This window comes from Alistipes shahii WAL 8301, assembly GCF_025145845.1.
GTDB classification, from domain to species: domain Bacteria; phylum Bacteroidota; class Bacteroidia; order Bacteroidales; family Rikenellaceae; genus Alistipes; species Alistipes shahii.
In genome coordinates this window covers 451,309-474,418 of the sequence record NZ_CP102253.1, presented here as the reverse complement: position 1 = coordinate 474,418, position 23,110 = coordinate 451,309, and the positions used below count along the sequence as shown (strand labels likewise).

The 23,110-nt window shown below is 54.9% G+C and carries 17 protein-coding genes and 1 riboswitch; of the genes, 10 read left to right on the top strand and 7 right to left on the bottom strand.

What is annotated here, in order from left to right; all coding sequences use genetic code 11:
- Positions 1-23: 23 nt before the first annotated feature.
- The 9 genes from NQ492_RS02050 to NQ492_RS02010 all read left to right on the top strand — a co-directional run bounded on the left by NQ492_RS02050 (position 24) and on the right by NQ492_RS02010 (position 13,012).
- A complete protein-coding gene (locus NQ492_RS02050) occupies positions 24-890 on the top strand; it encodes a sugar phosphate isomerase/epimerase family protein (protein WP_015546293.1) in 867 nt (288 codons plus the stop codon).
- 413 nt (positions 891-1,303) lie between these two features.
- Positions 1,304-3,058 carry a DUF4886 domain-containing protein gene (locus NQ492_RS02045; RefSeq protein ID WP_231839863.1) on the top strand — a complete coding sequence of 585 codons (1,755 nt, stop codon included), beginning with the start codon at positions 1,304-1,306 and terminating at the stop codon, positions 3,056-3,058.
- 160 nt (positions 3,059-3,218) lie between these two features.
- Complete coding sequence (locus NQ492_RS02040; protein ID WP_015546295.1) at positions 3,219-4,838, top strand: endonuclease/exonuclease/phosphatase family protein; 1,620 nt, start codon at positions 3,219-3,221, stop codon at positions 4,836-4,838.
- 37 nt (positions 4,839-4,875) lie between these two features.
- Entirely contained in the window at positions 4,876-6,564 is a 1,689-nt protein-coding gene (locus tag NQ492_RS02035; RefSeq protein ID WP_015546296.1) for a DUF6528 family protein, read from the top strand.
- 101 nt (positions 6,565-6,665) lie between these two features.
- Positions 6,666-7,583: a glycerophosphodiester phosphodiesterase family protein gene (locus tag NQ492_RS02030; RefSeq protein ID WP_015546297.1), complete on the top strand. Its 918-nt coding sequence runs from the start codon at positions 6,666-6,668 to the stop codon at positions 7,581-7,583.
- 4 nt (positions 7,584-7,587) lie between these two features.
- The gene (locus NQ492_RS02025; RefSeq protein WP_015546298.1) at positions 7,588-8,958 is read left to right on the top strand and encodes an MFS transporter; all 1,371 of its coding nucleotides are present in this window, start codon (positions 7,588-7,590) and stop codon (positions 8,956-8,958) included.
- Complete coding sequence (locus NQ492_RS02020; RefSeq protein WP_015546299.1) at positions 8,955-10,037, top strand: SGNH/GDSL hydrolase family protein; 1,083 nt, start codon at positions 8,955-8,957, stop codon at positions 10,035-10,037. Before NQ492_RS02025 ends, NQ492_RS02020 begins: the two co-directional genes overlap by 4 nt.
- A 570-nt stretch (positions 10,038-10,607) precedes the next feature.
- Entirely contained in the window at positions 10,608-11,771 is a 1,164-nt protein-coding gene (locus tag NQ492_RS02015) for an IS4 family transposase (RefSeq protein ID WP_141405246.1), read from the top strand.
- A gap of 956 nt (positions 11,772-12,727) precedes the next feature.
- On the top strand, positions 12,728-13,012 hold the full coding sequence (locus NQ492_RS02010) for a hypothetical protein (protein ID WP_015546300.1): 285 nt from the start codon (positions 12,728-12,730) through the stop codon (positions 13,010-13,012).
- 788 nt (positions 13,013-13,800) lie between these two features.
- Here NQ492_RS02010 and NQ492_RS02005 read toward each other — a convergent pair.
- From NQ492_RS02005 to fabD, 3 genes are all read right to left on the bottom strand, one after another.
- Complete coding sequence (locus NQ492_RS02005) at positions 13,801-14,331, bottom strand: GNAT family N-acetyltransferase (protein ID WP_015546301.1); 531 nt, start codon at positions 14,329-14,331, stop codon at positions 13,801-13,803.
- The gene (locus NQ492_RS02000; RefSeq protein ID WP_015546302.1) at positions 14,331-15,560 is read right to left on the bottom strand and encodes an ROK family transcriptional regulator; all 1,230 of its coding nucleotides are present in this window, start codon (positions 15,558-15,560) and stop codon (positions 14,331-14,333) included. The genes NQ492_RS02005 and NQ492_RS02000 overlap by 1 nt, the downstream gene beginning before the upstream one ends.
- 162 nt (positions 15,561-15,722) lie before the next feature.
- The gene (gene fabD, locus NQ492_RS01995) at positions 15,723-16,604 is read right to left on the bottom strand and encodes an ACP S-malonyltransferase (protein ID WP_015546303.1); all 882 of its coding nucleotides are present in this window, start codon (positions 16,602-16,604) and stop codon (positions 15,723-15,725) included.
- A 50-nt stretch (positions 16,605-16,654) separates the two neighbouring features.
- Positions 16,655-16,857: riboswitch (cobalamin riboswitch) on the top strand.
- Positions 16,858-17,017: 160 nt separating this feature from the next.
- Between fabD and NQ492_RS01990 the strand changes: the two genes are divergently transcribed.
- Entirely contained in the window at positions 17,018-18,127 is a 1,110-nt protein-coding gene (locus NQ492_RS01990; RefSeq protein ID WP_195636481.1) for a DUF4465 domain-containing protein, read from the top strand.
- Between the two features lie 92 nt (positions 18,128-18,219).
- Here the strand turns inward: NQ492_RS01990 and NQ492_RS01985 are convergent, their stop codons facing one another.
- From NQ492_RS01985 to NQ492_RS01970, 4 genes are all read right to left on the bottom strand, one after another.
- On the bottom strand, positions 18,220-19,245 hold the full coding sequence (locus tag NQ492_RS01985) for a LacI family DNA-binding transcriptional regulator (RefSeq protein WP_044054028.1): 1,026 nt from the start codon (positions 19,243-19,245) through the stop codon (positions 18,220-18,222).
- Positions 19,246-19,405: 160 nt separating this feature from the next.
- The gene (gene nagB / locus NQ492_RS01980; RefSeq protein ID WP_015546304.1) at positions 19,406-20,206 is read right to left on the bottom strand and encodes a glucosamine-6-phosphate deaminase; all 801 of its coding nucleotides are present in this window, start codon (positions 20,204-20,206) and stop codon (positions 19,406-19,408) included.
- Positions 20,207-20,265: 59 nt separating this feature from the next.
- A complete protein-coding gene (locus tag NQ492_RS01975; RefSeq protein WP_015546305.1) occupies positions 20,266-22,215 on the bottom strand; it encodes a 6-phosphogluconolactonase in 1,950 nt (649 codons plus the stop codon).
- Positions 22,216-22,462: 247 nt separating this feature from the next.
- Positions 22,463-23,107, bottom strand: a complete 645-nt coding sequence (locus NQ492_RS01970; RefSeq protein ID WP_015546306.1) for a carbohydrate-binding family 9-like protein — start codon at positions 23,105-23,107, stop codon at positions 22,463-22,465.
- Positions 23,108-23,110 lie beyond the last annotated feature (3 nt).

Here is a 23,110-nt window from a genome sequence, read left to right as displayed (position 1 = left end):
CTTTCACCAGCCAAAATAAAACAATGAAGAAACTACTGCTCATAACGATAACCTTTCTGCTGACTGCTGGATCCGTCCGGGCCGAATACCCCCTGGGCGTATCGCTCGGCATGGTGAAGGTCCCTGAGCCCGAAAAACTCGCGCAGATCAAAGCCGCGGGCATCGACCACGTGGAGGTTGTCTTCAACTATTTCTGGCGCAACGCTCCCGAGAACGAATGTTACACCCGGGCCTACCGCGTCAAGGCGCTGCTCGAAGAAGCCGGACTGAAAGTCTGGTCCTGCCACCTGCCGTTCAGCCGCCAGCTCGACATCTCGGTACCCGATCCGGCGCTGCGCGAACAGAACGTCGCGCTTATGGAGCGGATGATCCGCCTCGCGTCGATCTTCGGCCCGCAGCGGCTCGTGCTCCATCCCAGTTCGGAGCCGATCGCCGACGAAGAACGGGAGATCCGCCTGCAGAACTCGGCCAACTCCATCGGTCGCCTCGCGCTGTCCGCCAAAGAGATCGGCGCGGTGCTCTGCATCGAGAACCTGCCCCGCACGTGCCTGGGCCGCGACTCGGGCGAGCTTATGCGGCTCATCGCCGACTACCCCGAAGTCATGGTCTGCTTCGATTCGAACCACCTGCTCAAAGAGGAGCATGCGCACTTCTTCGAGGCCGTCGGCAACCGCATCGGCACGATCCACGCTTCGGACTATGACCGCAAGGACGAACGTCACTGGCTGCCGGGCGAAGGCGTCATCGACTGGCCTGATTTCCTCCGCCGCCTACAGGCTTCCGGCTACAAGGGAGTTTTCATGCACGAAGTCCGCGCCGGGGTGAACGCTACGCCCGAAAATGTCGTAAAAGCCTACAAAGAGGTCATTCTCGGCAAAATGAAAAAATAGCCCAATCAAATGCCACAAATATGAACAACATAATAAAATTCTATTTGCTCCGAGGCTTGCTACTTTTCTGCACAGGAATAGGATTACTCGCCGTGGGTTGTTCTAATGACAACGACAATTCGTCCCGCGAACTCGCTTCGAAAACCAATTTAACGCTAACGGAATACTACAATGAGCAAGGAACAATAACGGTGCCCGCCTGGGAGAGGAATAACAGGGCCGGACTGTTCGTTACGGACCAAAACGCTCCGGAAGCCGTCTATACAGCACCGATCCAGTCGGGATCACAAAAATCGCTCTTTCTCTTCACACTCGACGCACCGCAACATGCAACCTCGACGGTCGTCGCATTTTGGCCCTCGGATGCCAATCTCCGCTGTGAAAACGGCACGTTAAAAACTGTCATCCCTACGATGCAAACGGGTTTTGTCACCCCGATTCTCGTCGGCAAGGCCACAGCACAACTCAATGCCTACGAGGGTTGCAGTATGGAACTGAAAAACCTTTTCTGCACGATGTATATCAGCGTCAAGAAAGGCCACTATTCAGTCAGCAAAGTGGTCATAAAGGCCAACGGCGGCGAAGCAATTGCAGGGGAATTCACCGTTGACATCGATGACTGGTCAACATCAGCATCAGAACAGACGATCACTGTAACACTGCCCACCCCCATGGATTGTTCACAGGAAACACAACTGATACCCGTTATGATCGCCCCTGCGACACTCTTGCAAGGGTATACTGTGACCATCTACGATTCCAAAGGCGAAGATATAGCTTTAATCAAAAAAACAGAACCGGTGACCTTGGAGGCCGGAGGCAAGCTCGACACTGATTTGATGGCAGGCCCGGCCTTCCCGAGCCAGTGGATCTTCTCGGCATCGACTGTCGGACAGTACAACTCCTCGTGGAGCGCTTCGAACATGCTTCCGTCGACCTCGGGCAGTTCGGGTTATATATCCGTCGTACGCGGCGAGGCCAACGTCGGGCGTGAATTCACCCGCACGGTCAATTCATACCGTCCCTCCGTCTCGACAATGGTCGAAGGTGACTACTGGCTCTACACCCTGCCCGTAAGGCGACTCGAAGCCGGTACGGCCGTAGAGTTCGACGCCACGATGGCCGGCGAAGCCAATTCGCCCAAATACTTCATCGTGGAGTATCTCGACGGAGGTGTCTGGAAGAGCGTCGAAGAGGACCTGCTCACCGCACCCGAGGACCCCTCGATCCGTTATTCCTACAAGTGCTCGGGCGTGGCCACAGGAACCAACTACCAGCACGCCAGCATCATGCAGACCATCCGTTTCACCGATCCCGTCGAGGGTGCGGTGCAGATCCGCTGCCGCGCTGTGGGTCCTTACACCTGCACGGGTGGTACACAAGACATTTCGGCTGACGACTCAGCAAGTCAATTACCCCAATTCGGGTTCTCGGGCTCTTATGTCCAGAACCTCGGCACGGCGGTCCCGGGCGACACGAAAAAGGTGCTCTGCCTCGGCAACTCGTTCTCCTATTACAGCAACCCGGCGTGGATGCTCAAAGAGATCGCCTGGAACGAAGGCCACTATCTCAATGTCAAGGGGCATTTCAAGGGTTCGCAGAATTTCGGACAGCAGTTGGGGCTGTCGTTCTCGACCGACGCCATCGACATCGGAGGCTACGACTACGCCTTCATTCAGGACCAGAGCCAGAATCCCGCGACCTACGGACGCGACGGCACGGCGTCAATAGCTGCCAACTGCACGGCATTGGCGGACAAAATTCGGGCGAAATCGGCCTCCTGCAAAGTCATTCTCGAACAGACCTGGACCTTCTCGGCCAGCAGCTACGGCGGATTCACCGACTTCGCGACTTTCGAAAACTACAATGCCAAGGGTGCACGTGCCATGGCAAAAGCCGCCGGAACGTGGATATCGCCGATCGGCGAAGCGTTCCGTATCGTGCGCGAAGGCTCTTCGGGCATCAACCTCTACCACACCGACAATAAGCACCAGTCGGTCTACGGCGCCTACCTGAAAGCCTGCGTCAACTACCTCGTGCTCTACGGGGAGGCGTTCGGCAGCTCGCCCGCCGACTGCGGCATCGAGGCATCGAAGGCCGCCTACCTGCGCAGCGTCGCCGAACAGGTCGTACTGGGACATGAAAACGAATACTTAATCCAACGATAACCGATGATACGAACAATCAACAAACTGCTGATCCTCGCAGCGGCTCTTTCGGGAGCCGCCTGCGGGGAGCAGGCCGGCACGCCGCAGGAAACCTTACCTCCGGAAACGTCATGAAAACCTGCAGCAAAGTCATTCTTAATAAAATAAAAAACGTTGAACAATGAAACGCTTTTCATTGAATAAAATTCGAAAATCAATATGGTTCGGAATAGGATTCGGAATGACCGCATATTTCATGGCGGGCTGCTCCGATAACGATTCCTCGGAATACATCGAATTAGCCGCAAAAATCACCCTGACCCAGTCAGAATATTACAACAACGAAGGAGAAACAACGCTTCATCCATGGACAAGAGACGATAAGGCCGGCATTTTCGTCATCAGGGACAACTTTTTGCAGAAGATCAACATCTCCCCAATTCAGACACAATCGCCGAAATCGCTTTTTCTGCTCAATTTCAAGGCCCCGAAACATAGCAATGCAACATTAGTGGCTTTCTACCCAGCCGATGCGAATCTCATATATGAGGACGACATATTGAAAACGACGATACCCACAACGCAGACAGGAACCGTCGCTCCACTTCTGATCGGACAAACAACAGGTCGCATCGACTCTTACGAAGGGTTGCACATGGAGTTGAAACACCTGTTCAACACCATGTATATACCTGTTTGGGGAAGCCATGCAATTGCCAAAGCCGTTATACAGGCCAACGGCGGGGAAGCCATCGCCGGAGAAACTTCAATCAGGCTTAAGGACGGTGTTATTTGCGCATCGGAAAAGAGTGTTACCGTAAAGTTTTCCACACCGCTGGACTGCTCGGCTGAGATCAAACTGATCCCGGTTATGCTCGCGCCTGTAACCCTGTCGCAAGGATACTCCGTGACCATCTATGACATTAACGGGATTTCATATACTGTTTCATCGGACAAGCCAATCACGCTGACAGCCGGCGGCAAGGCTGATGCTGACGAGGCCCGTTCGCCTTATGTCATCGAAACCATCTCTTTCAACATCCGTGTCGACAACCCCTCCGATGGAGACAACATCTGGAAGAATCGTAAACAAGCCGTCATAACGATGATAAACAGGCAACAGCCGACCATAATGGGTTTACAAGAAGCACAACCCCATCAAATCACTTATTTGGCAAAACAGTGCCCGGAATATGCTTGGTACGGATTAGGACGCGATACCGGTGAAGCACCTCCCAAAACGGAAACATATGCCTCTGAAGAGTGTATGGCCATCTTTTTCCAGACATCAATAGTCGAAATGCTGGATAAAGGAACTTTTTGGCTGTCAGAAACGCCTAACATACCCTCGAAGGGTTGGGATGCCAATTACAACCGAAGTTGTACATGGGCGTTATTCAGACAAAAAACAACCGGCAAGCGGTTCTATTTTTTCAACACGCATCTCGACAATTCCGGCGCTGTGGCTCGAAAAGAATCTATCAAGTTAATTATAAATAAAATAGAGGAGGTCAACTCAGAACAACTTCCGGTATTTCTTACTGCTGATTTCAATTCGGATACCGATGAGAGTTGTTTCAATCCGTTGCACCAAGTAATGAAAGATGCCCGTGCGACTGCTCCTGTCACAGATCAGGAAGCCACATACAACGGCTACAAAACATCTGGAACCCGTAAACTTGACCATATCTTTTATGATAACGGATGCGTGGCAAGCATTTTCCAAACTCTGAAAGAAAATTATGGTGCTCCTTATATCTCGGATCATTATCCGGTAAGAACTTGTTTCGTTTTATTTTAAGATCTCAATAAAAATGCGACACAAAAGATTTGAAATTATGAATAGCTTAAAACTCCGTCTGTTTCGGGTCCTGCTGCTCTGCGCCGGAACGGGACTCCTCGTCGCGGGCTGCTCGAACGACGACGACTCGCCCCGGGAACTCTCTTCGAAAACCACCCTGACGCTGTCGAAATACTACAACGACAAGGGAGCGACAACGCTGCCCACCTGGGGCAGAAACGACAAGGCCGGACTGTTCGCCGCAGACCAAAGCGTCCCGGAGGCCGTCTATGCGGCGCCGATCCAGCCGGGATCGCAAAAATCGCTCTTTCTCTTCACGCTCAGCGCGCCGCAGCACGCCGCTTCGACGGTCGTCGCTTTCTGGCCCTCGGACGCCGATCTCCGCTGTGAGAACGGCACGCTGAAAACCGTCGTTCCCACGGCGCAGACGGGTTCCGTCGCCCCGATTCTCGCCGGCAAGGCCACGGCGCGGCTCAACGCCTACGAGGGTTGCAGCATGGAGCTCACGAATCTCTTCTGCACGATGTACGTCAGCGTTAAAAAGGGCAACTACTCGGTCAGCGAGGCGGTCGTGAAGGCCAACGGCGGCGAAGGGATCGCCGGAGACCTCACGGTCGGCATCGACGACTGGTCGGCATCGGCATCGGCACAGACGATCACCGTGACGCTGCCCGCACCCCTCGACTGTTCGAAAGAGACGCAGCTGATACCCGTAATGATCGCCCCCGTGGCCCTGTCGCAGGGCTACACCGTGACCCTCACCGACACCGACGGTAATTCGTTCTCGGTCGGGAAGACGGAGCCCGTAACCCTGGAGGCCGGAGGCAAGCACGAAACCGACGACGCCCGTTCGAATTTCGTGACCGAACTGATCTTCTGCGGCGACAACATGGTCTACATGATCGACGCCGGGCTGGCCAACGAAACCACCTACAAGGATGCGGTCACATGGAGCTGGGACGCGACCGAAGCCGCCGCCGTGCTCGGGCTGGACAAGAGCCGCTGCAACCACCTCGACGACTGCAAGCCGGTGGACAACGGCAAGAAACTCCTGTGCACCAGCTCCTACAACTGGTGCGTGCTGCTCGACATCGCCACGAAGGAGGTGCTGTTCCACACTACGGCGACTCCCAACGCCCACTCGGCGGAACTGCTGCCCGGCAACCGCATCGTCGTGGCTTGTTCCGGAGGCGAAAGTTCTGGGAATAACTCTATACAACTTTACGACATCTCGCAGCCCAACCGGATTCTCTACCAGTCGGCGCTCGGCTCGGCGCACGGCGTCGTGTGGAACGAAACGACCCAGCGCCTCTATGCGATCGGCGGCCAGAGCCTCCAGATCTACAAACTCAAAGACTGGGAGACGGCAGCCCCGTCGCTCGAACTGGAAAAGACCGTACAGACGCCCCAGGGAGGTCTGCACGACATGAGCTACGTCAATTCGAACACGCTCTGCATCGGCGGACGCCGGGCCTATCTCTACGACATCGGCGCCAACCGGTTTACCGAAATGATGCTCTTCAGCGCATCGACAGCTATCAAATCGATTAACTACAACGACGAGACGGGCGAACTGTGGTACACGGATTCCACCAACCCCGAGGGCTCGCAAAGCTGGTCGACACAGACCATCCGCTACTCCACGGACAAGAACGCCTCGACAGAGACACGAACGATCAAAGTTCCCGACCTGGATGTCTATAAAGTCCGCGTGATGAACTGGTAACACGAAGCGGATTCCAACAGAAAATCGTGTATGTCCACGCGAATACACGATTTTTCTTACTATATATTTAACATTATTATTGCCTTCAATCCAAACAATCCATGAAAAAACTGCTTATTCTTCTTTCAGGACTGCTGCTTTTACAAACCTCCTGTTCACACACCGAATCCGCCCCCGGCACCCGTGCCGAACGGGTCGTTTCGGAGATTCACAACCCCGCCTCGAAAAAGGTGCTTGTCGCCTGCCACCGGGGCGACTGGCGCAACTGGCCCGAGAACTCCCTGGCGGCCATCGAGTCGGTGATCGGCATGGGGGCCGACATCGTTGAGATCGACCTTGCGCTGACCTCCGACAGCGTGCTGGTGGTCTGCCACGACCGGACGCTGAACCGCACGACGACGGGCAAAGGTCTCATCGCCGAAATCCCCTACGACTCCATCCAACGGTGTTTCCTCAAATCGGGCCACGGCGTGGCCACGTCGCACCGCATGCCGACGCTTCGTGAAGCGCTGGAGCTCTGCAAGGACCGCATCGTGGTCAATATCGACAAGGGCTACCAGTACTATGACCTCGTGCAGCGCCTCTCCGAGGAACTCGGGGTCACCGGACAGCTCCTCATCAAAGGCAAAAGCCCCGTCGCAGACGTCGCCGCGAAGTTCTCCCGCTACGAGCACAACATGATGTACATGCCCATCATCGACATCCTCAAACCCAAAGGGCAGGCGCTCTTCGCCGAATACCTCGGCACGGACACCGTACCCCTTGCCTACGAGGTTTGCTGGTCGGAATACACCCCCGCAGTCGAAGCCTGCATGAAAAAAGTGGTGGCCGGCGGCTCGAAACTCTGGGTGAACTCCCTGTGGCCGTCGCTCTGCGGAGGTCTCTGCGACGATGCGGCCTTCGAAGGCGACCCGGCGGCCGTCTACGGCAAACTCGTCGATATGGGCGCCACCATGATCCAGACCGACCGTCCCGAACTGCTGATCTCCTACCTCCGCGCACGCGGACTGCACGACTGACCCCATGAGCCGCATCACCGACTTCTACCGCATCAGCCCTCCCGCCCCCGGGCGCGAGATGGACGACGACGCCCGCTCGAAGTACTACCGACGTCTGCGCCTGCAAGCGTTCGTCGCCGCGACGCTCGGATACAGCCTCTACTACGTCTGCCGCACGAGTCTCAACGTCATGAAGAAGCCCATTCTCGACAGCGGATCCCTCGACGCGTCCCAGCTGGGCGTCATCGGATCGGCCCTGCTCTTCGCCTATGCCGTCGGAAAGTTCGTAAACGGATTCATCGCCGACTACTGCAACATCAAACGCTTCATGGCCACGGGACTCATCGTCTCGGCTGCCGCAAACGCCCTGATGGGACTGCTGGGGCTGGCGCATTCCGTAGTTCCCACGGCCGTGATATTCGCGGCATTCGCCGTCATGTGGGGACTGAACGGATGGGCGCAGTCCATGGGAGCGCCCCCGGCCATCATATCCCTCTCGCGGTGGTATCCCCTCCGGGAACGGGGAACCTACTACGGATTCTTCTCCGCAAGCCATAACCTCGGGGAGTTCTTCTCGTTCCTCTTCGTGGGTTCCATCGTGACATTCGCAGGCTGGCAGGCCGGGTTCTTCGGATCGGCACTTGCAGGTGCAATAGGCGTTGTCATCGTCCTGTGCTGGCTTCACGACACCCCCGAATCCAAAGGACTGCCGCCCGTAGAGGCCCTGGCCCACGAGAAACCAGCGCCGGGAGCGGACAAATCCGTTCGGGAGATTCAAAAACAAGTGCTCCGCACCCCGGCCGTATGGGTGCTGGCGGCGGCAAGCGCATTCATGTACATATCCCGATATGCCATAAACGGATGGGGAGTGTTGTTCCTCCAGGAGGCCAAGGGATTCTCGGATGTAGAGGCGATTTCCGTAGTCTCGATAAACGCACTGCTGGGAATTCTCGGAACCGTGCTCTCCGGGTGGTTCTCGGACAAGCTGTTCAAGGGTGACCGAAAGATTCCCGCCCTGCTGTTCGGCATACTGAACTCCGTGGCCCTGGCGCTGTTCCTCTACGGAGGAAATGCCATGTGGGTGAACGTCCTCTCGATGGTGCTCTTCGGAATAGCAATCGGCGTGCTGATCTGCTTCCTCGGAGGACTGATGGCCGTGGATATCGTACCCCGCAAGGCCACGGGAGCCGCGCTCGGGGTCGTGGGAATCGCCTCCTACATCGCCGCGGGCATTCAGGACGTGGCGTCCGGATGGCTCATCGACTCGCACATCACCGTCGCCACGGACGGTGCGAAGCATTACGATTTCGGACCCGTCGCCCTGTTCTGGATCGCGGCGTCCGTCATCTCCTTCCTGCTGCCGCTGATGAACCGAAAACAAAAGACAGAAGCATGAAAAGACTGACATACCTGCTCCTTTGCCTGCTGATGCCGGCAATGGCCGCCGCAGAAAACGCTCCGGTAAAATACACGGATGCGGCAAGTCTCACGATCGTCAACAAAGCCCAGCCGGGCGGCCCGGCGTTTCAGCGCATAGACGTAGCCCGTTATCCCGAGCTGACCCCGACAGTCACGCGATATTACCGCTACTCCACGGGGCTGGCCGTGGTGTTCCGCACCGACAGCCGCAACATCCGCGCCCGGTGGACCACCGTCAACCAACTCCCCGGAGCCAATTCGACGCTCATCGCCCAGCGCGGGCTCGACCTCTACATTCGCCGCGACGGCAAATGGGTCTTCGCCGGAGTCGGTGTGCCGAGCAAATCCGGAACGCAGCACGAAGCCCCCGTCGTCGAACACATGGATACGACGATGAAGGAGTGCCTGCTCTACCTCCCGCTGCACGACGAGATCGCCGCCCTCGAAATCGGAACCGACGAAGGTGCGCTGTTGGAAGCCGCTCCCGACCCCTTCCGCCACCGGATTGTGGTGATCGGGTCGAGCATCACGCACGGCACTTCGGCTAGCCGTCCGGGAATGGCCTACGCCGCACGCCTGGGCCGCACCCTGGGATTCGGGTTCATCAACCTCGGGGCCAGCGGGCAATGCAAGCTCGATACATTCTTCGCGCGCATCGCCGCGGAGACCCGGGCCGACGCCTTTCTGTTCGACACCTTTTCGAACCCGTCGGCCCAACAGATCGACGAGCGGCTGGAAGGGTTCGTCCGGCGCATCCGCGAAAGCCATCCCACGACGCCGTTGATCTTCCTCCAGACGGAGGTGCGCGAAAGCGGAAACTTCGACCTGAAAAAACGGGCTTTCGAAGACGCTAAGCGGGAAGCTGCCCGGAAAGGGATGGAGAAAATCCTCGAAACGGACAAAAACATCTGGTTCATCAATCCCGGCATGAAGCTGGGAGACGACCACGAGGCGACCGTCGACGGCGTACACCCCACGGACCTCGGGTTCGAACGGATGCTGAAGAAAGTTCAGCCACAAATTATTCGAATATTGCAGAAACACGGAATAAAATAATTTCTATGTTTGATTTTTCTGTATAAATTACAAGCTTTCCCATATCATATTGTTTTTTATCTTTTATAACTTTTGTGATTTGTAAGTATCTGAATGAACCCAATATTTCCACTCGCAATTTCAACTTCCCATTGAACAAAAAAGTATGCTAAATAAAAGAGCATTGATAGGGCCCTCCAGTAAAATACTGGGATAAGTCTGACTGCGAGTCTACGAGAATTCGGGTTCAATTCATATCAATATTACCGTATCCGATGTAAGCATTAGGAATTGCGAGTCTTTCCCAAAGGCGAATTCATTTAATTAAACCCACAAAAGATATGATGTTGATGGTCGAAAATAGATAGAAAATTCGAAATGTCGTTTAAACTGTCAAAAAACTATAAAAAAATGGCAGGTAATCAGCTTTATACTTATGCGTAAGGGTGATTTATATTCCTGCAATCACTACTGTCCCGTAAAAGCGGGCAAGTCGGTCTTTGAAATAGTTGAAACATAGTCTATTAGAAGTAATTTTTCATGTGCGACGATTTGAATTTGTAATTTTGCAGCCCATAAAGGGACTGCTCTATGAACAAAGACAAATATGTATTCGCTCAATTGGTTGCATTTCTCGACAACAACAAGTTCCGTCACCTGGTTGACAAGTATGATGGGAACAGGTATGTCAAGAACTTCACCTGCTGGAATCAGCTCATGGCACTCATGTTCGGACAACTCTGTAACCGTGAGAGCCTGCGTGATGTTGTCGTTGCATTGGAGACTCACCAATCCAAATGTTATCACCTTGGAATGGGGCGTAATCCAATAGCGAAAACGACATTTGCCACAGCGAATCAGAATCGTGACTACAGGATCTTTGAAGACTTTGCCTTCTTCATGATGGAACAGGCTCGCAAGAAACGAGCAACCGACATCTTCAAGCTGAAGGGGAATGTTTATGCATTTGATTCAACAACGATTCCGCTCTGCTTGTCAGTATTCTGGTGGGCAAAGTTCCGCAAGAAGAAAGGAGGCGTTAAGGCGCATGTCCTTTATGATCTGGAGTCCCAAGTTTCTGCTTTCTTCCATATTACGACTGCATCGGTACACGATTCAAAGGCAATGAAGGAGATTCCCTATGAATCAGGTTCTTACTACGTATTTGACCGTGGTTACAATGCATTCAAGGAACTCTACAAGATTTGTCTTAATGAATCATACTTCGTGGTTCGGGCGAAGAAGAACTTACAGTACAAGTGTACGAAATGGAAACGTAGATTGCCTAAGAATGTGCTTTCTGATTCCGTTATTGAACTCACGGATGTGAACACACAGAAGAAGTTTCCTGAGAGGCTGCGACTTGTGAGATTTCACGATGACGAGCAAGACAGAGACTTCGCATTTTTGACGAATGCATTCCATCTTACCGCTCTCGAAATTGCTAATCTCTACAAGAACCGATGGCAGATTGAGTTGTTCTTCAAGTGGCTCAAGCAGCACCTCAAGATTAAGAAATTCTGGGGCACTACAGAGAACGCTGTCAGAATACAAATTTGCTCTGCAATCATAACTTATTGCCTTGTCGCCATCGTCCAACACGACATGCGACTAAAGCGGTCAACTTATGAGGTCCTGCAGATTTTGAGCATCTCACTAACGGATAAGACTCCACTGAGAGATCTCTTCGAAAAGACTAATTTCAACGATGTCAAAGAACTCGATTATCCCCTCTTGGAGGGACTATTTGATTAATATTAACTTCGTCCCAATTTTAACGGGACACTAATGTCCTGCAATATCAATTTAGAGCTGATCTCCGAATAGCTTCAATACTAAATTGATTACTTTCCAGAGATAGAACGCTTGTAATACAGCACTGTATTACAAGCGTTCTATCTCTGGTTTAGATCGTGACCACCAACATTATCCCAACAAGTATCTCTACCAAACTGCTTCTTACTGGGTGATTAAAAATACCAGAAACCGGTAGTCTCGCTCATCATTTTGACGCTCAACGCCAGACTTGCCACTATGTATAACTTAAATCGTTGTGGCTGTTTGCGGGATGAAATTCAGGCAGAAAGTATAGGGCCTGTTATTGACGATAAGAAACTCTGTGCTGTAAAGAATTACATGTGGTGAATTGCAATGCTGTGCCAGAAAATCTTTTTCCCACCATATACAAGTTCCCGTAACGGTCGTCTGACAAAAAACTTCTGGAAGACTACTAGGAGGGGACTAAAGTGATGGATATATGATTTATGGCTTTTTCGAAAGGCCGCAAGACCACAAGTGCTGAAACTATGGATGAAGATATTTTTGCCAGAATGCCTCAAAATGAATTGAGCAATAGAAACCTCAGAAGATACCTTTAACAAGTGATGAAAATTCCACGGCATAAACGTATCTTAAGTGACCTTTTTATCTACTGATATGCTGCAAACATGACAAATTCTGTCAACAAGATACAATTTATCGAATGCTTATGAATTAAATGCATATGTGGAAATATTGACAAAGATTCCATTTTTTCAAATACTAATCAAAATATCTACAGGGATATCCCTACTGCAGAAAAATTAGATCTACATTTCCACGATTTCACTCCAATTATTGCAACTCTATGTGATCCAACGGATAAAAAGACTGCTTGACGAATACTAAGTTATACACAGATCAAATTGCGAACTTTGCAAGAACATTTTATCATGGATAAAGTTCCGATTTCATTGCCGCTTTATTGGTCGAAAGAGTATTCGGCAATCAGTGTTTCGAAGATACTTTGCAAACTCGATCGGATGGCTTTACCACCTTTCGCTCTGGCAGATAGTTCGGCAGCTCTGTTCAATTTGGTCGTTCGAGTTTTTGAGGACACATTACATATTAAATTCGGTAATCCAACCGATGTTAAATGCCGTGTCTTGGAATGCAAGAAGGATCGCACGAAATTTACTGAAGCATTACTTTATTCCTTGAATAAGGATGACGAGTGATTTCTTCCGGACAGATATTCAGGCATGCAATTCTGTATTCTAAAAATTCCTACTTTAACAAAACAAACGAAGCTGAATTCTTTACAGTTCGGACTATAGAAACTTGGACAAAAGCTAATTTATCGTCTTGTCTAAAACATCTCTCAACCGATGATTTCAAAGGATAGAACAGGATACTCTTGATTCTACCTATAAAGTTATAGTGATATGTTTCATAACCTTACCTTTCAATCGTCTCTCAACCTACTCACACGCCACTGATCATCCTACTTGATACGACGATAAAACAGGTTACCAGAGAAAACCCTTGTAAGCGTCGCGACTCAAATCGAAGCTTCTGCGGACAAATGTCAAAATCCGGTTGGTCTTTACTCAATTTCAGTATACGTCTATTGCCAATCCGATTCCGGTCGAGGCTTCGAAATCTCCACTCTTCTTGTTGAGAAGTTACACCGGGTAATGCGTTACCTTTGTTACAATATTAGTTAGACTTTTTTAATGGTACTATAAATAGAGTGACCATTCTTAACTTTCATTAGTAATATTGAGATTTTTTACAACAAATGTCGTATAAAAAACATGCTTTTTTCGATACGTTGTCTAATTTGCCTATCCCCAAAATTTTTCGTATTTTGTGATAGGTTATTTGAAATACAGTATTTGAGTGCAAGAAGTTGAAAATAAACCGTTGCTTTCTCGTTACCTATTATCCTATACAAAAATGTAACAACTTGATTTATCAAGTTGTTACATCATTATAATCCCGAACCCCGACGGGGTCCGCTGTTTCAGTCGAATATCTTTTGCAGCATCACCTCGTCGTGATAGCCGTTGGGCCGCCATAGCCAGTCGCGTTTGACGCCGATCTCGGTGAATCCCGCGCTGCGGAACAGGCGCAGGCTCGCTTCGTTGTCGGCACCGACGTTGCACCACAGCTGATGCGCGCGCAGCGTATCGTGTGCATAGCGGCAGAGGGTTTCCACGGCGTCGGAGGCGTAGCCGCGTCCCCGGTCGCTCTGTTCGTAGATGAGGATGCCGATGCCTGCCCGGCGGTGGATCGGGTCGTATTCGAACAGGTCGATCGCCCCGACCGGCTTGGAACTCAACAGCGTCTCGATGATCAGCCGCAGTTGTCCGTCGCAGAGCACCCCGACGATGTCCTGATGCCGTTCGACGAAGCGCTCCAGCTGATGACGCGAGAACGGCTCCGTCGTCCCGCTGACCGGCCAGATGTCGCAGTCGTTCTCCCACTCGTACATCAGGTCGACATCGCCCGGCTCCACGGCCCGCAGGCGGATGGTGCGGCCCTCGATGTTCATTACAATCCGATGATCTTGTTGCGGATCAGCATGGCCACGCCCCAGGCGTTGGCGTTCTCGGTCATCTTCGACACGCGGAACTTGGTGTCCTTGTAGACCAGGTTGAGCGAATATTTGTTCGTCGCCGATTTGAGCGGCAGCATGATGTAGTCGCCCGCCGCCGCGAGGTTGCCGCCGACGATGACTGTCTCGGGGTTGAACGTGTTGATCAGGAAAGCCACGGCCTTGCCGACCTTTTCGCCCGCCTCCTCGATCAGTTCGATCGAAAGGTTGTCGTCGTTCTTCGCCGCAGTGATGATGTCGTCGATGTGGATGGTCTTCTGCTGGTCGTATTTCTCCTTGAGGATGGTGTTCACGCCCTTTTGGATCAGGTGGCACATCTTGTCCTCGATGGCGATGCCCGAAACCTCGGTTTCGAGGCATCCCTTCTTGCCGCACGAGCAGATGATCTCGTTGTCGAAGAAGGGAATGTGGCCGAACTCGCCGGCGAAGCCGCTCTTGCCGTAGTAGAGCTGTCCGTCGACCACGATGCCGATGGCCACGCCGCGGCCCATGTGGAGGTACAGCACGTTGCTCTCGTCCTTCGATTTGCCGCAGGTGTATTCGGCATAGCAGCGGGCGCGGGTGTCGTTCTCCAGCAGTACGCGGATGCCGACGCGCTCTTCGAGCAAGTCGCGCAACGACTGTTCGCTCGACGTGAAGTATTTGTAACTGCGGCCCGTGTCGGGGTTCACGCGTCCCGTCATGCAGACGCCCAGCCCGAGAATCTTGCCCCGGTCGATGCCGCATGTGGCGATGAAGTTCTCGATGCCCGAGCAGATGCGCTCGATGCACTGCGGACGGTCGAGCAGCTCGAACGTGAAGTCGTTCTCCTCTTTGATGATGTTGTTTTGCAGATCGGTGATCAGGAAGCGCATGTTGTCACGACCGACGTTCACCCCGGCGAAATAGATTGCCGAGTTGGCCAGGCCGAAGATGTTGGGGCGCCGTCCGCCCGGGGTTTCCACCTTGCCCAGGTCCGTCACGATGTTCTCGTCGACCAGTTCCTGAACCAGTTTGGTGATCGTGGGGACACTGATGTGAAGCTCTTTGGTAAGCTCCGAAAGCGTGCATTCTCCGTTGACAGCCATGTGCGCGATGATGTTGCGCTTGATGATGCTGTTTTTGTGCGTAATGCCCTTCAGGGCGTCGTCTTCGTGTTTGTTGAAAAATTCGGTAAGTGATGTCATCCTTCCAGGCTCATTTTTAACTAACTCTGCAAATATATACACTATCTTTAATAAATGCAATAAGTTTTTAATAAAATTTAATAAATTTTGTTTCAAAATGAGGGGTAAAAAAAATAACGCCCTGATTTTCAGGGCGTTAATTTTTAAGCGAAACTTTTTGTTTTACAGCGTCGATTTCGATTCCACGACTGTGTTGGGGTCCACCTTGCGGATGAGTCCCTGCAACACGCTGCCGGGGCCGAGTTCGGTGAATTCCGTCACGCCGTCGGAGAGCATGTTGCGCACGATGTAGGTCCAGCGCACGGGGGCCGTCAGCTGGGCGATCAGGTTGGCCTTGATGGCGGCGGGATCGGTATAGGGCTTGGCGTCGACGTTCTGGTAAACGGGGCATACGGGCGTTTGGAACGGCGCTTCGGCGATGGCTTTCTCGAGTTCCTGCTTGGCAGGCTCCATCAGCGGCGAGTGGAACGCTCCGCCCACCGGCAGGCGCAGCGCACGGCGCGCTCCGGCGGCCTTGGCTTTCTCGCAGGCGGCGTCTACGGCCTCCACGGCTCCCGAGATCACCAGCTGGCCCGGGCAGTTGTAGTTGGCGGCGACGACCACGCCGTCGACCGACGCGCAGATCTCCTCCACGACCTTGTCTTCCAGACCGAGAATGGCGGCCATCGTTCCGGGCTGCGCTTCGCAGGCGGCCTGCATGGCCATGGCGCGCTTCGAAACGAGCTTCAGACCGTCCTCGAACGAGAGCGCTCCGGCGACCACGAGGGCCGAGAATTCGCCTAAAGAGTGTCCGGCGGCGGCATCGGGCTTCACGCCCAGCGCCTTGGCCATGATCACCGAGTGGAGGAATACGGCGGGCTGGGTGACGCGGGTCTGCTTCAGTTCTTCGTCCGTACCGGCGAACATGATGTCGGTGATGCGGAAACCGAGGATCTCGTTGGCTTTCTCGAAGAGTTCCTTCGCAGCCGGAACGTTGTCGTAGAGGTCTTTGCCCATTCCGACGGCCTGGGCGCCCTGGCCCGGGAATACGTATGCGTGCTTCATAATTTTTTGCGAATTTTATGTTTGCGGAGGCAAAGATACGAATTTATTTCCTAAATTTGCACCGCAATGGTTCACAAAGGGCCGGGCAAGGCCCCGTGTGATTAAATGGGAATGCCGTGAAAATCGGCAGCAGTTCCCGCTGCTGTAAGTTCCGATAGTTGCCGCGACACGCTGAAAGCCACTGGTCCGAGAGGGCCGGGAAGGCGTTGCGGCAGGAACGAGCCAGAAGACCTGCCTTGCAGCTTCCCGACGAGGAAGAATCTTTTTTCGGGGTGTGTCTGCGGAGAACGGAGCATCGCAAGTCTTGGTATTTCGTGGCTGAAATACGGGTATGGACGTGAAAAAGGTTCGATTCAGAGAGGTTCCGGGACCGGATTTTTTATTTTACGAACATACTTAAAATCAGACGAACGATGAAAAAACTCTTGCTTTTCGCATTTGCGGCCTGCGCTTTGGCCGCCTGCTCGGACGATGACGGCGATTCCCGCGTCCCTGCGACTGCGGTTGTGCTCGATTGTACGGAAAAAGAACTTGCAGTCGGCGAAACTCTGCAACTCACCGCAACGCCGGCGCCGGCGAATACCACCGACGACGTGGTGTGGTCTTCGGATGCCGAGGAGTTCGCGACGGTCTCCGAATCGGGTCTTGTGACGGCCGTGGCTGCCGGAACCGCCAAAATCTCGGCGACATACGGTTCGGTGTCGGCAACCTGTACCGTGCATGTGAGCGAACCCGATCCGGACCCCAATCCGGACCCCAATCCCGATCCGGAGCCGGAACCGTCTAATTTGATTTCTTTCGAAACGAGCGAGGGAATGCTTGCTATCGACGGCAAGGCTGTACAGCTCGGCGACATTACCGTTAGCGGCGGTTCTGCGGCGGGAAATCACCATAATGTCTTTTGGGCGAAGGGCGGCAGCTACGACGATCTGGCCGTAGGTGGCGTTTACAACGGGTATCTTTGTTCGACCTCGGATGAGAAGATTTGGTTCGGAACCTATTTTTCAGCCGACATCGGCTACGGAGACTATTGGGGCGGTTTCGTCTTGTCTGCCAATTACGGGAGAACGGCTACGAGCGTCAATTATGCGAACCAGTTTATGGTATGGGCCGATAAGGGGGCAAACGGTTCGTCGAACTGCATGATCGGTTATTTCGACGGATATACGAGCGGTTATGCAACTCCGATGATCGAATTTGTGGAACCGCGTCAGGTCAGCTATCTGTATATGGCCAACAGCGCGATTACCTACCCTTATAAGCCGACGCAGGTTGACGAGGCTTCGTATTATTATAAAGTGAAAATTACCGGCTCGCTTGAGGGCAAGGAGACCGGTAGTGCGGAGTGCTTCCTGATCAACGGTTCGGAAAAGTTGTCGGACTGGAAAAAGGTCGATCTTTCCGCTTTGGGCAAGGTCGACTGTCTGACTTTCTCGCCTGCTTCGAATGAGGCGAATGCCTACGGATTGCTCGTTCCCGCTTATTTTGCCATCGACGAAATCGGACTGATTGCCGAGAAGTAATTTAGAGATTAGTTTCCGGAGAAAGACCCGCAGGACTTCATCGTTTTGCGGGTCTTTCGTATCGGGGGGAGGGATGTCCGGACGGAACGGGCTTATTCGTCCCGGAACTCCATGCGGCAGGGCAGCACCACCGATTCGGGTGCCGGGCGGACGGAGCCGGGCGATTGGCTTTCGCGGATTTGCCGCAGCAGGAGGCGCACGGCGTGGGCGCTGATCTCTTCGACGGGGAAGCGGGCGACGCTCATCCGGGGGGCGGCCAGGCGGAAAAGCGGGTCTTCGTGCATGCAGGCAAGCCCCCGACGGCCGTCGCTGATGTCGATGCCCCGGTCGTGGAAATAGCGCAGGGCCTCGGTGGCGAGGATATGCGTGGTGAAGAAAAAGCCGTCGGTGTCGGGAACCGTGGCGAGAATGCGGTCGAGCGTATCGCAGACGTGCTGCCGGTAGCCGGCATAGGCGACCTCTCCGTAGAGGCGGGGATCGGCGTGCAGTCCCGCTTCCGCCAGCGCGCGGAGGTAGCCCCTGTGCCGCAGTTCCATCGTCGGGAGGTGGGGGAAGGTCGTGATGATGGCGATTTTGCGGAATCCCCGGGCGGCAAGATGACGGACCAGCGCATGGCTGCCCGCCTCGTTGTCGATCACCACGCAGCCGGCGTCCGTTTTCGCGAGGCCGCGGTCGAACAGCACGACCGGGCAGCCGCTCTCCGCAAGGCGGCCGACCTCGCGTCCCGAAGCGTCGGCCGGGGCGATGATGATGCCGTCGACCTTTTTCGACCGGAAAAGCCGTATCAGGGCGTTTTCCCGTTCGGTTTCGGAGTTCGAACCGGCGATCATCAGCGAGTAGCCTTCCCGCTCGGCTTCCGACTCGATCCGGTCGGCGATGTGGGCGAAGAAAGTGTCCGAAATCGAGGGGAGGATCAGTCCGATGGTTTTCGATACGCCCGTGTTGAGGCTTCGGGCCAGCAGGTTCGGTTCGTATGCCAGGGAGCGGGCGCAGGCGAGCACGCGGCTCTGTGTCTCCGCGCTGATCCCTTTTTTGTCGCCCTGCCCCGAGAGGACCCACGAAACGGTCGTTTTCGAGAGGTTGAGCTTGCAGGCTATGTCCTTGAGTGACGCTCCCACGATTTATCCGTATAAGCAATGCTCTACAAAGATAAAATTTTTCCGGCATTCGGCAAATAATCCGGCCGTAAAATGACGCCGGGAGTTCTGTATCCGGGGCGTGGAAGCGAAAGTCTCCCGCAGGGCAGGCCCTGCGGGAGACTTCGTATCGGGAATGCGCTTATTTCGAGATCAGGTTTTCGCGCTCGATGTCCTTGAAATAGCGGTAGGTGGCTACGCGCAGCTCCTCGGCGGCCGGGTCGTCGCAGACCAGAATGCCGTTGGGGTGCACCTGAAGGGCCGAGATGGTCCACTGGTGGTTGTAGGAGCCTTCGACGCCGTGGCGCACCGCGCGGGCTTTCTTGTGGCCCGTGGCGAGGATCAGCACCTTCTTGGCCGAGAGCACCGTGCCCACGCCGACCGTCAGCGCGGTTTTCGGCACGAGCGAGATGTCGCCGCCGAAGAACCGGGCGTTGACCTGGATCGTGTCCTGCGTCAGGGTCTTGAGGCGCGTGCGGGAGTTGAGCGACGAGAACGGCTCGTTGAAGGCGATGTGTCCGTCTTCGCCCACGCCGCCCATGAAGAGGTCGATGCCCCCGGCCTCGACGATGCGCGCCTCGTAGTCGGCGCACTCCTTGGCCAGGTCGTCGGCGTTGCCGTCGAGAATGTTGACGTTCTCCGGCCTGATGTCGACGTGCTTGAAGAAATTGTTCCACATGAACGAGTGGTAGCTTTCGGGATGCTCCTCGGGGAGACCCACATACTCGTCCATGTTGAACGTGATGACGTTCTTGAACGACACTTCGCCCGTCTTGTGGCGGCGGATCAGTTCCTTGTAGGTCTCCAGCGGGGTCGAGCCGGTCGGCAGCCCCAGCACGAAGGGCGACGAGGTGTGCTGCTCCTTGTTCTTGATCTGGGCGATGATGTAATTGGCGGCCCACTGGGCTACCTGCTGGGGGGTATTTTCAATGATTAAGCGCATGGGGTGATTTTTTAATGTTCAATGCTTCATTTTTTAATCGAAGTTTTTGTGAAGATGCGCTAAAACATCTTCACAAACACCTCGATAGCCTGGTATTCGGCCATGCCGAGCTGGTCGTAGAGCTTTGCGGTGTTCTGCGTGCGCTCCTCGGCCCGCTGCCAGAACTCGCGGGGATCGCTGCCCGGGAAGGGCATGATGTCCTTCTGCGAGAGGTGGCGGTAGATGGCGTGGCGTTTCATAATCAGCTCGTCGGGCGACAGGGGCACGGCCATGTCCACCATGCCGAGGTCCCACTCCATCCAGGCGCCGCGGTAGAGCCACAGGTGGCACTCCTTCAGCCACTCGTCGTCCTTCACGACTTCGAGGGCGCCGAGCACGGCCTCCATGCAGGTGCGGTGCGTGCCGTGGGGGTCGGCAAGGTCGCCGGCGGCGTAGATCTGATGGGGCTTGATCTCGCGCAGCAGCTTGACGATGATTTCGATGTCCTTCTCCGTGAGCTGGCCCTTCTTGATGCCGCCCGTTTCGTAGAACGGCAGGTTGAGGAAGTGGGCGTTGGTGTCGGGGTTCAGTCCGAACGAGCGCACGGCGGCACGCGCCTCGGCGCGGCGGATGGCGCCTTTCAGGTCGAGCAGCGGGCGCGGCTCGGGTTCGCCCTTCCTCTTGCCGGCGATGACCTTTTCGACTTCGGCGTAGTGGTTGCCGTAGCCCAGTTCGCGGGCCGTGTCGATGTTTTGCAGCACCACGTCGTCGTGCACGGCCACGTTGCCCGAGGTTTCGTAAGCCACGTGCACGTTGTGACCTTGCTGCACGAGGCGGATGAACGTGCCGCCCATCGAGATCACGTCGTCGTCGGGATGCGGCGAGAAGACGATCACCCGTTTGGGGAAGGGCGACGAAGGCACGGGACGCGTCGAGTCGTCGGCGTTGGGCTTGCCGCCCGGCCAGCCCGTGATGGTGTGCTGGAGGTCGTTGAAGACGTCGATGTTGATCTGGTCGTAGGCGCGGCCCTGTTCGAGCAGTTCGCCCAGCGAGTTTTCGATGTAATCCTTATAGGTGAGTTTCAGGATGGGCTTCTTAACCACGCCGCAGAGCCATACCACGGCCTTGCGGACGAATTTCGGCGTCCATTCGCAGGGACCCACCATCCACGGCGTCTGCTCGCGGGTGAGCAGCTGCGCGGCATTCTCGTCGATCACCACCTCGATATTCTGGTGCGCCTGGAGGTACGAGGCGGGAACCTGATCCGTGATCTCGCCCTCGACGACCCGCTGCACGATGTGGGCCTTCTCCTCGCCCCAGGCCATCAGGATGATGCGGTTGGCGCGCATGATCGTGTCGATGCCCATCGTGACCGCCATCTTGGGCGTGTTCTCCAGCCCGAAGAAAGCGCCCGACTGGATTTTGCGGGTGTTGTAGGTCAGCTGCACCAGCCGCGTGCGCGAGCGGGAGTAGGACCCCGGCTCGTTGAAGCCGATCTGCCCGTCCTCGCCGACGCCGATGATCATCAGGTCGATGCGCCGCACCGAGTGGTCGTACGACGCGCAGTATTCCGAAACGCGGTCCTCGGGAACCGTACCGTCGGGGATGTGCACGTTCTCGGGCAGGATGTCGATGTGGTTGAGGAACTCCTCGTGGATGCGGTAGTTGCGGCTCTGCTGTTCGGTCGACCGGATCGGGTAGAACTCGTCGAGGCTGTAAACGGCGACGTTCCGGAAGCTGATCTGCCCTTCGTGGTGGCGTTTCACCAGTTCCCGGTAGAGACCCAGCGGCGTGCGGCCCGTCGTGAGGCCCAGCACGAAGGGCTGCGACTCCTCGTAGACTTCGTTCGAGCAGTGGATTTCGTTGTACATGCGGATCGCCTTGACGATGTTGTCGGCGACGTACTGCACGCCTTCGTACTCGTTTTCGTAGACCTTGGTGTGGATCTTCTCGTAACGATGGATGATGTCGCGCGGAGCCGATTCGGAAATCAGGCCGCCGTCTTTGGGAAGTGAATACTTGTTGTTCATACGTTTATGTAATTTGTTAATCTTTCTCTCTGTCGGTTTGCTGCCGATCGTGTTGTCGCCGCCGTTGGTGTCGTTTACAAGTCTGACCCCACCCCAAATCCCTCCCTCGGGAGGGGACTTAAGGCGCAAAAACACGCGCCTTGACTGCTGTGGCGGCTCGGCAATTCGCAAGCGATTGCGCTCGCCTGTTGCCCGCAGTTGTCGCATCGCGACCGGATTGTCTCTTGGCTTTCAGCTTTTCACTTTTTCACTTCTCGAACGTCACCTCCCCGAAAAACTCGGGACGGTGGAAATCGGGTTTCTCCGTCCGGATCGGCCGCCACGAGAGGAAATGGGGGTGCGAGAGGTTGTCGCCGCATTTGTAGAGGTTCATGCGGGCCTTGAGACCGCTCCAGTCGGTCAGCGCATGGCGGAAAAGCGCCTGCGGGGGGATGGCCAGCGTGAGCGACCAGCGGTTGTCGCCCTCGCGCTCGGCGAAAGGCTCGCCGCAGGGAAGCGTCGTGTAGCGTTTCACGCCCGCTAGCACCTCGGGCGAGGCGTGCTCGGCCTCGGTCCGGGATTTGCGCGCCCCGAGCAGCATCCGTCCGATGCAGGTGGTTTCGAAATTGTAGTACATCCCTGTGTCGGGTGCGATGAAGAACTCCGCGCACGAGTCGGTCCACACCTCGCCGTTGTCCTCCGTGACGAGCGCCGCCGTGTAACGTTCGGCAACGTCGAAGCGCAGCATCAGCCAGTCGCCCGTATGGAACATCCGGAAGCTGACTTCCGGGGCGTAGGGAAATTCCGCGGGCCAGTTGCAGCACGCCACCGGCAGCGGCTCGATTCCGGCGAATGCCTCGTCCACGGCGGCCCGGTCGTCGGGCGCGATGCCTGCTATCTTGCGAATTTCCATTCC

Bases quoted from the DNA above. Each gene is read 5' to 3' on its own strand.
- NQ492_RS02045 (WP_231839863.1), top strand. From the start codon at position 1,304: ATGCAAACGGGTTTTGTCACCCCGATTCTCGTCGGCAAGGCCACAGCA.
- NQ492_RS01970 (WP_015546306.1), bottom strand. From the start codon at position 23,107: ATGGAAATTCGCAAGATAGCAGGCATCGCGCCCGACGACCGGGCCGCC.
- NQ492_RS02015 (WP_141405246.1), top strand. From the start codon at position 10,608: ATGAACAAAGACAAATATGTATTCGCTCAATTGGTTGCATTTCTCGAC.
- fabD (WP_015546303.1), bottom strand. From the start codon at position 16,604: ATGAAGCACGCATACGTATTCCCGGGCCAGGGCGCCCAGGCCGTCGGA.
- nagB (WP_015546304.1), bottom strand. From the start codon at position 20,206: ATGCGCTTAATCATTGAAAATACCCCCCAGCAGGTAGCCCAGTGGGCC.
- NQ492_RS02035 (WP_015546296.1), top strand. From the start codon at position 4,876: ATGAATAGCTTAAAACTCCGTCTGTTTCGGGTCCTGCTGCTCTGCGCC.
- NQ492_RS02000 (WP_015546302.1), bottom strand. From the start codon at position 15,560: ATGACATCACTTACCGAATTTTTCAACAAACACGAAGACGACGCCCTG.
- NQ492_RS02025 (WP_015546298.1), top strand. From the start codon at position 7,588: ATGAGCCGCATCACCGACTTCTACCGCATCAGCCCTCCCGCCCCCGGG.
- NQ492_RS02040 (WP_015546295.1), top strand. From the start codon at position 3,219: ATGAAACGCTTTTCATTGAATAAAATTCGAAAATCAATATGGTTCGGA.
- NQ492_RS02050 (WP_015546293.1), top strand. From the start codon at position 24: ATGAAGAAACTACTGCTCATAACGATAACCTTTCTGCTGACTGCTGGA.
- NQ492_RS02010 (WP_015546300.1), top strand. From the start codon at position 12,728: ATGGATAAAGTTCCGATTTCATTGCCGCTTTATTGGTCGAAAGAGTAT.
- NQ492_RS02005 (WP_015546301.1), bottom strand. From the start codon at position 14,331: ATGAACATCGAGGGCCGCACCATCCGCCTGCGGGCCGTGGAGCCGGGC.
- NQ492_RS01975 (WP_015546305.1), bottom strand. From the start codon at position 22,215: ATGAACAACAAGTATTCACTTCCCAAAGACGGCGGCCTGATTTCCGAA.
- NQ492_RS02030 (WP_015546297.1), top strand. From the start codon at position 6,666: ATGAAAAAACTGCTTATTCTTCTTTCAGGACTGCTGCTTTTACAAACC.
- NQ492_RS02020 (WP_015546299.1), top strand. From the start codon at position 8,955: ATGAAAAGACTGACATACCTGCTCCTTTGCCTGCTGATGCCGGCAATG.
- NQ492_RS01990 (WP_195636481.1), top strand. From the start codon at position 17,018: ATGAAAAAACTCTTGCTTTTCGCATTTGCGGCCTGCGCTTTGGCCGCC.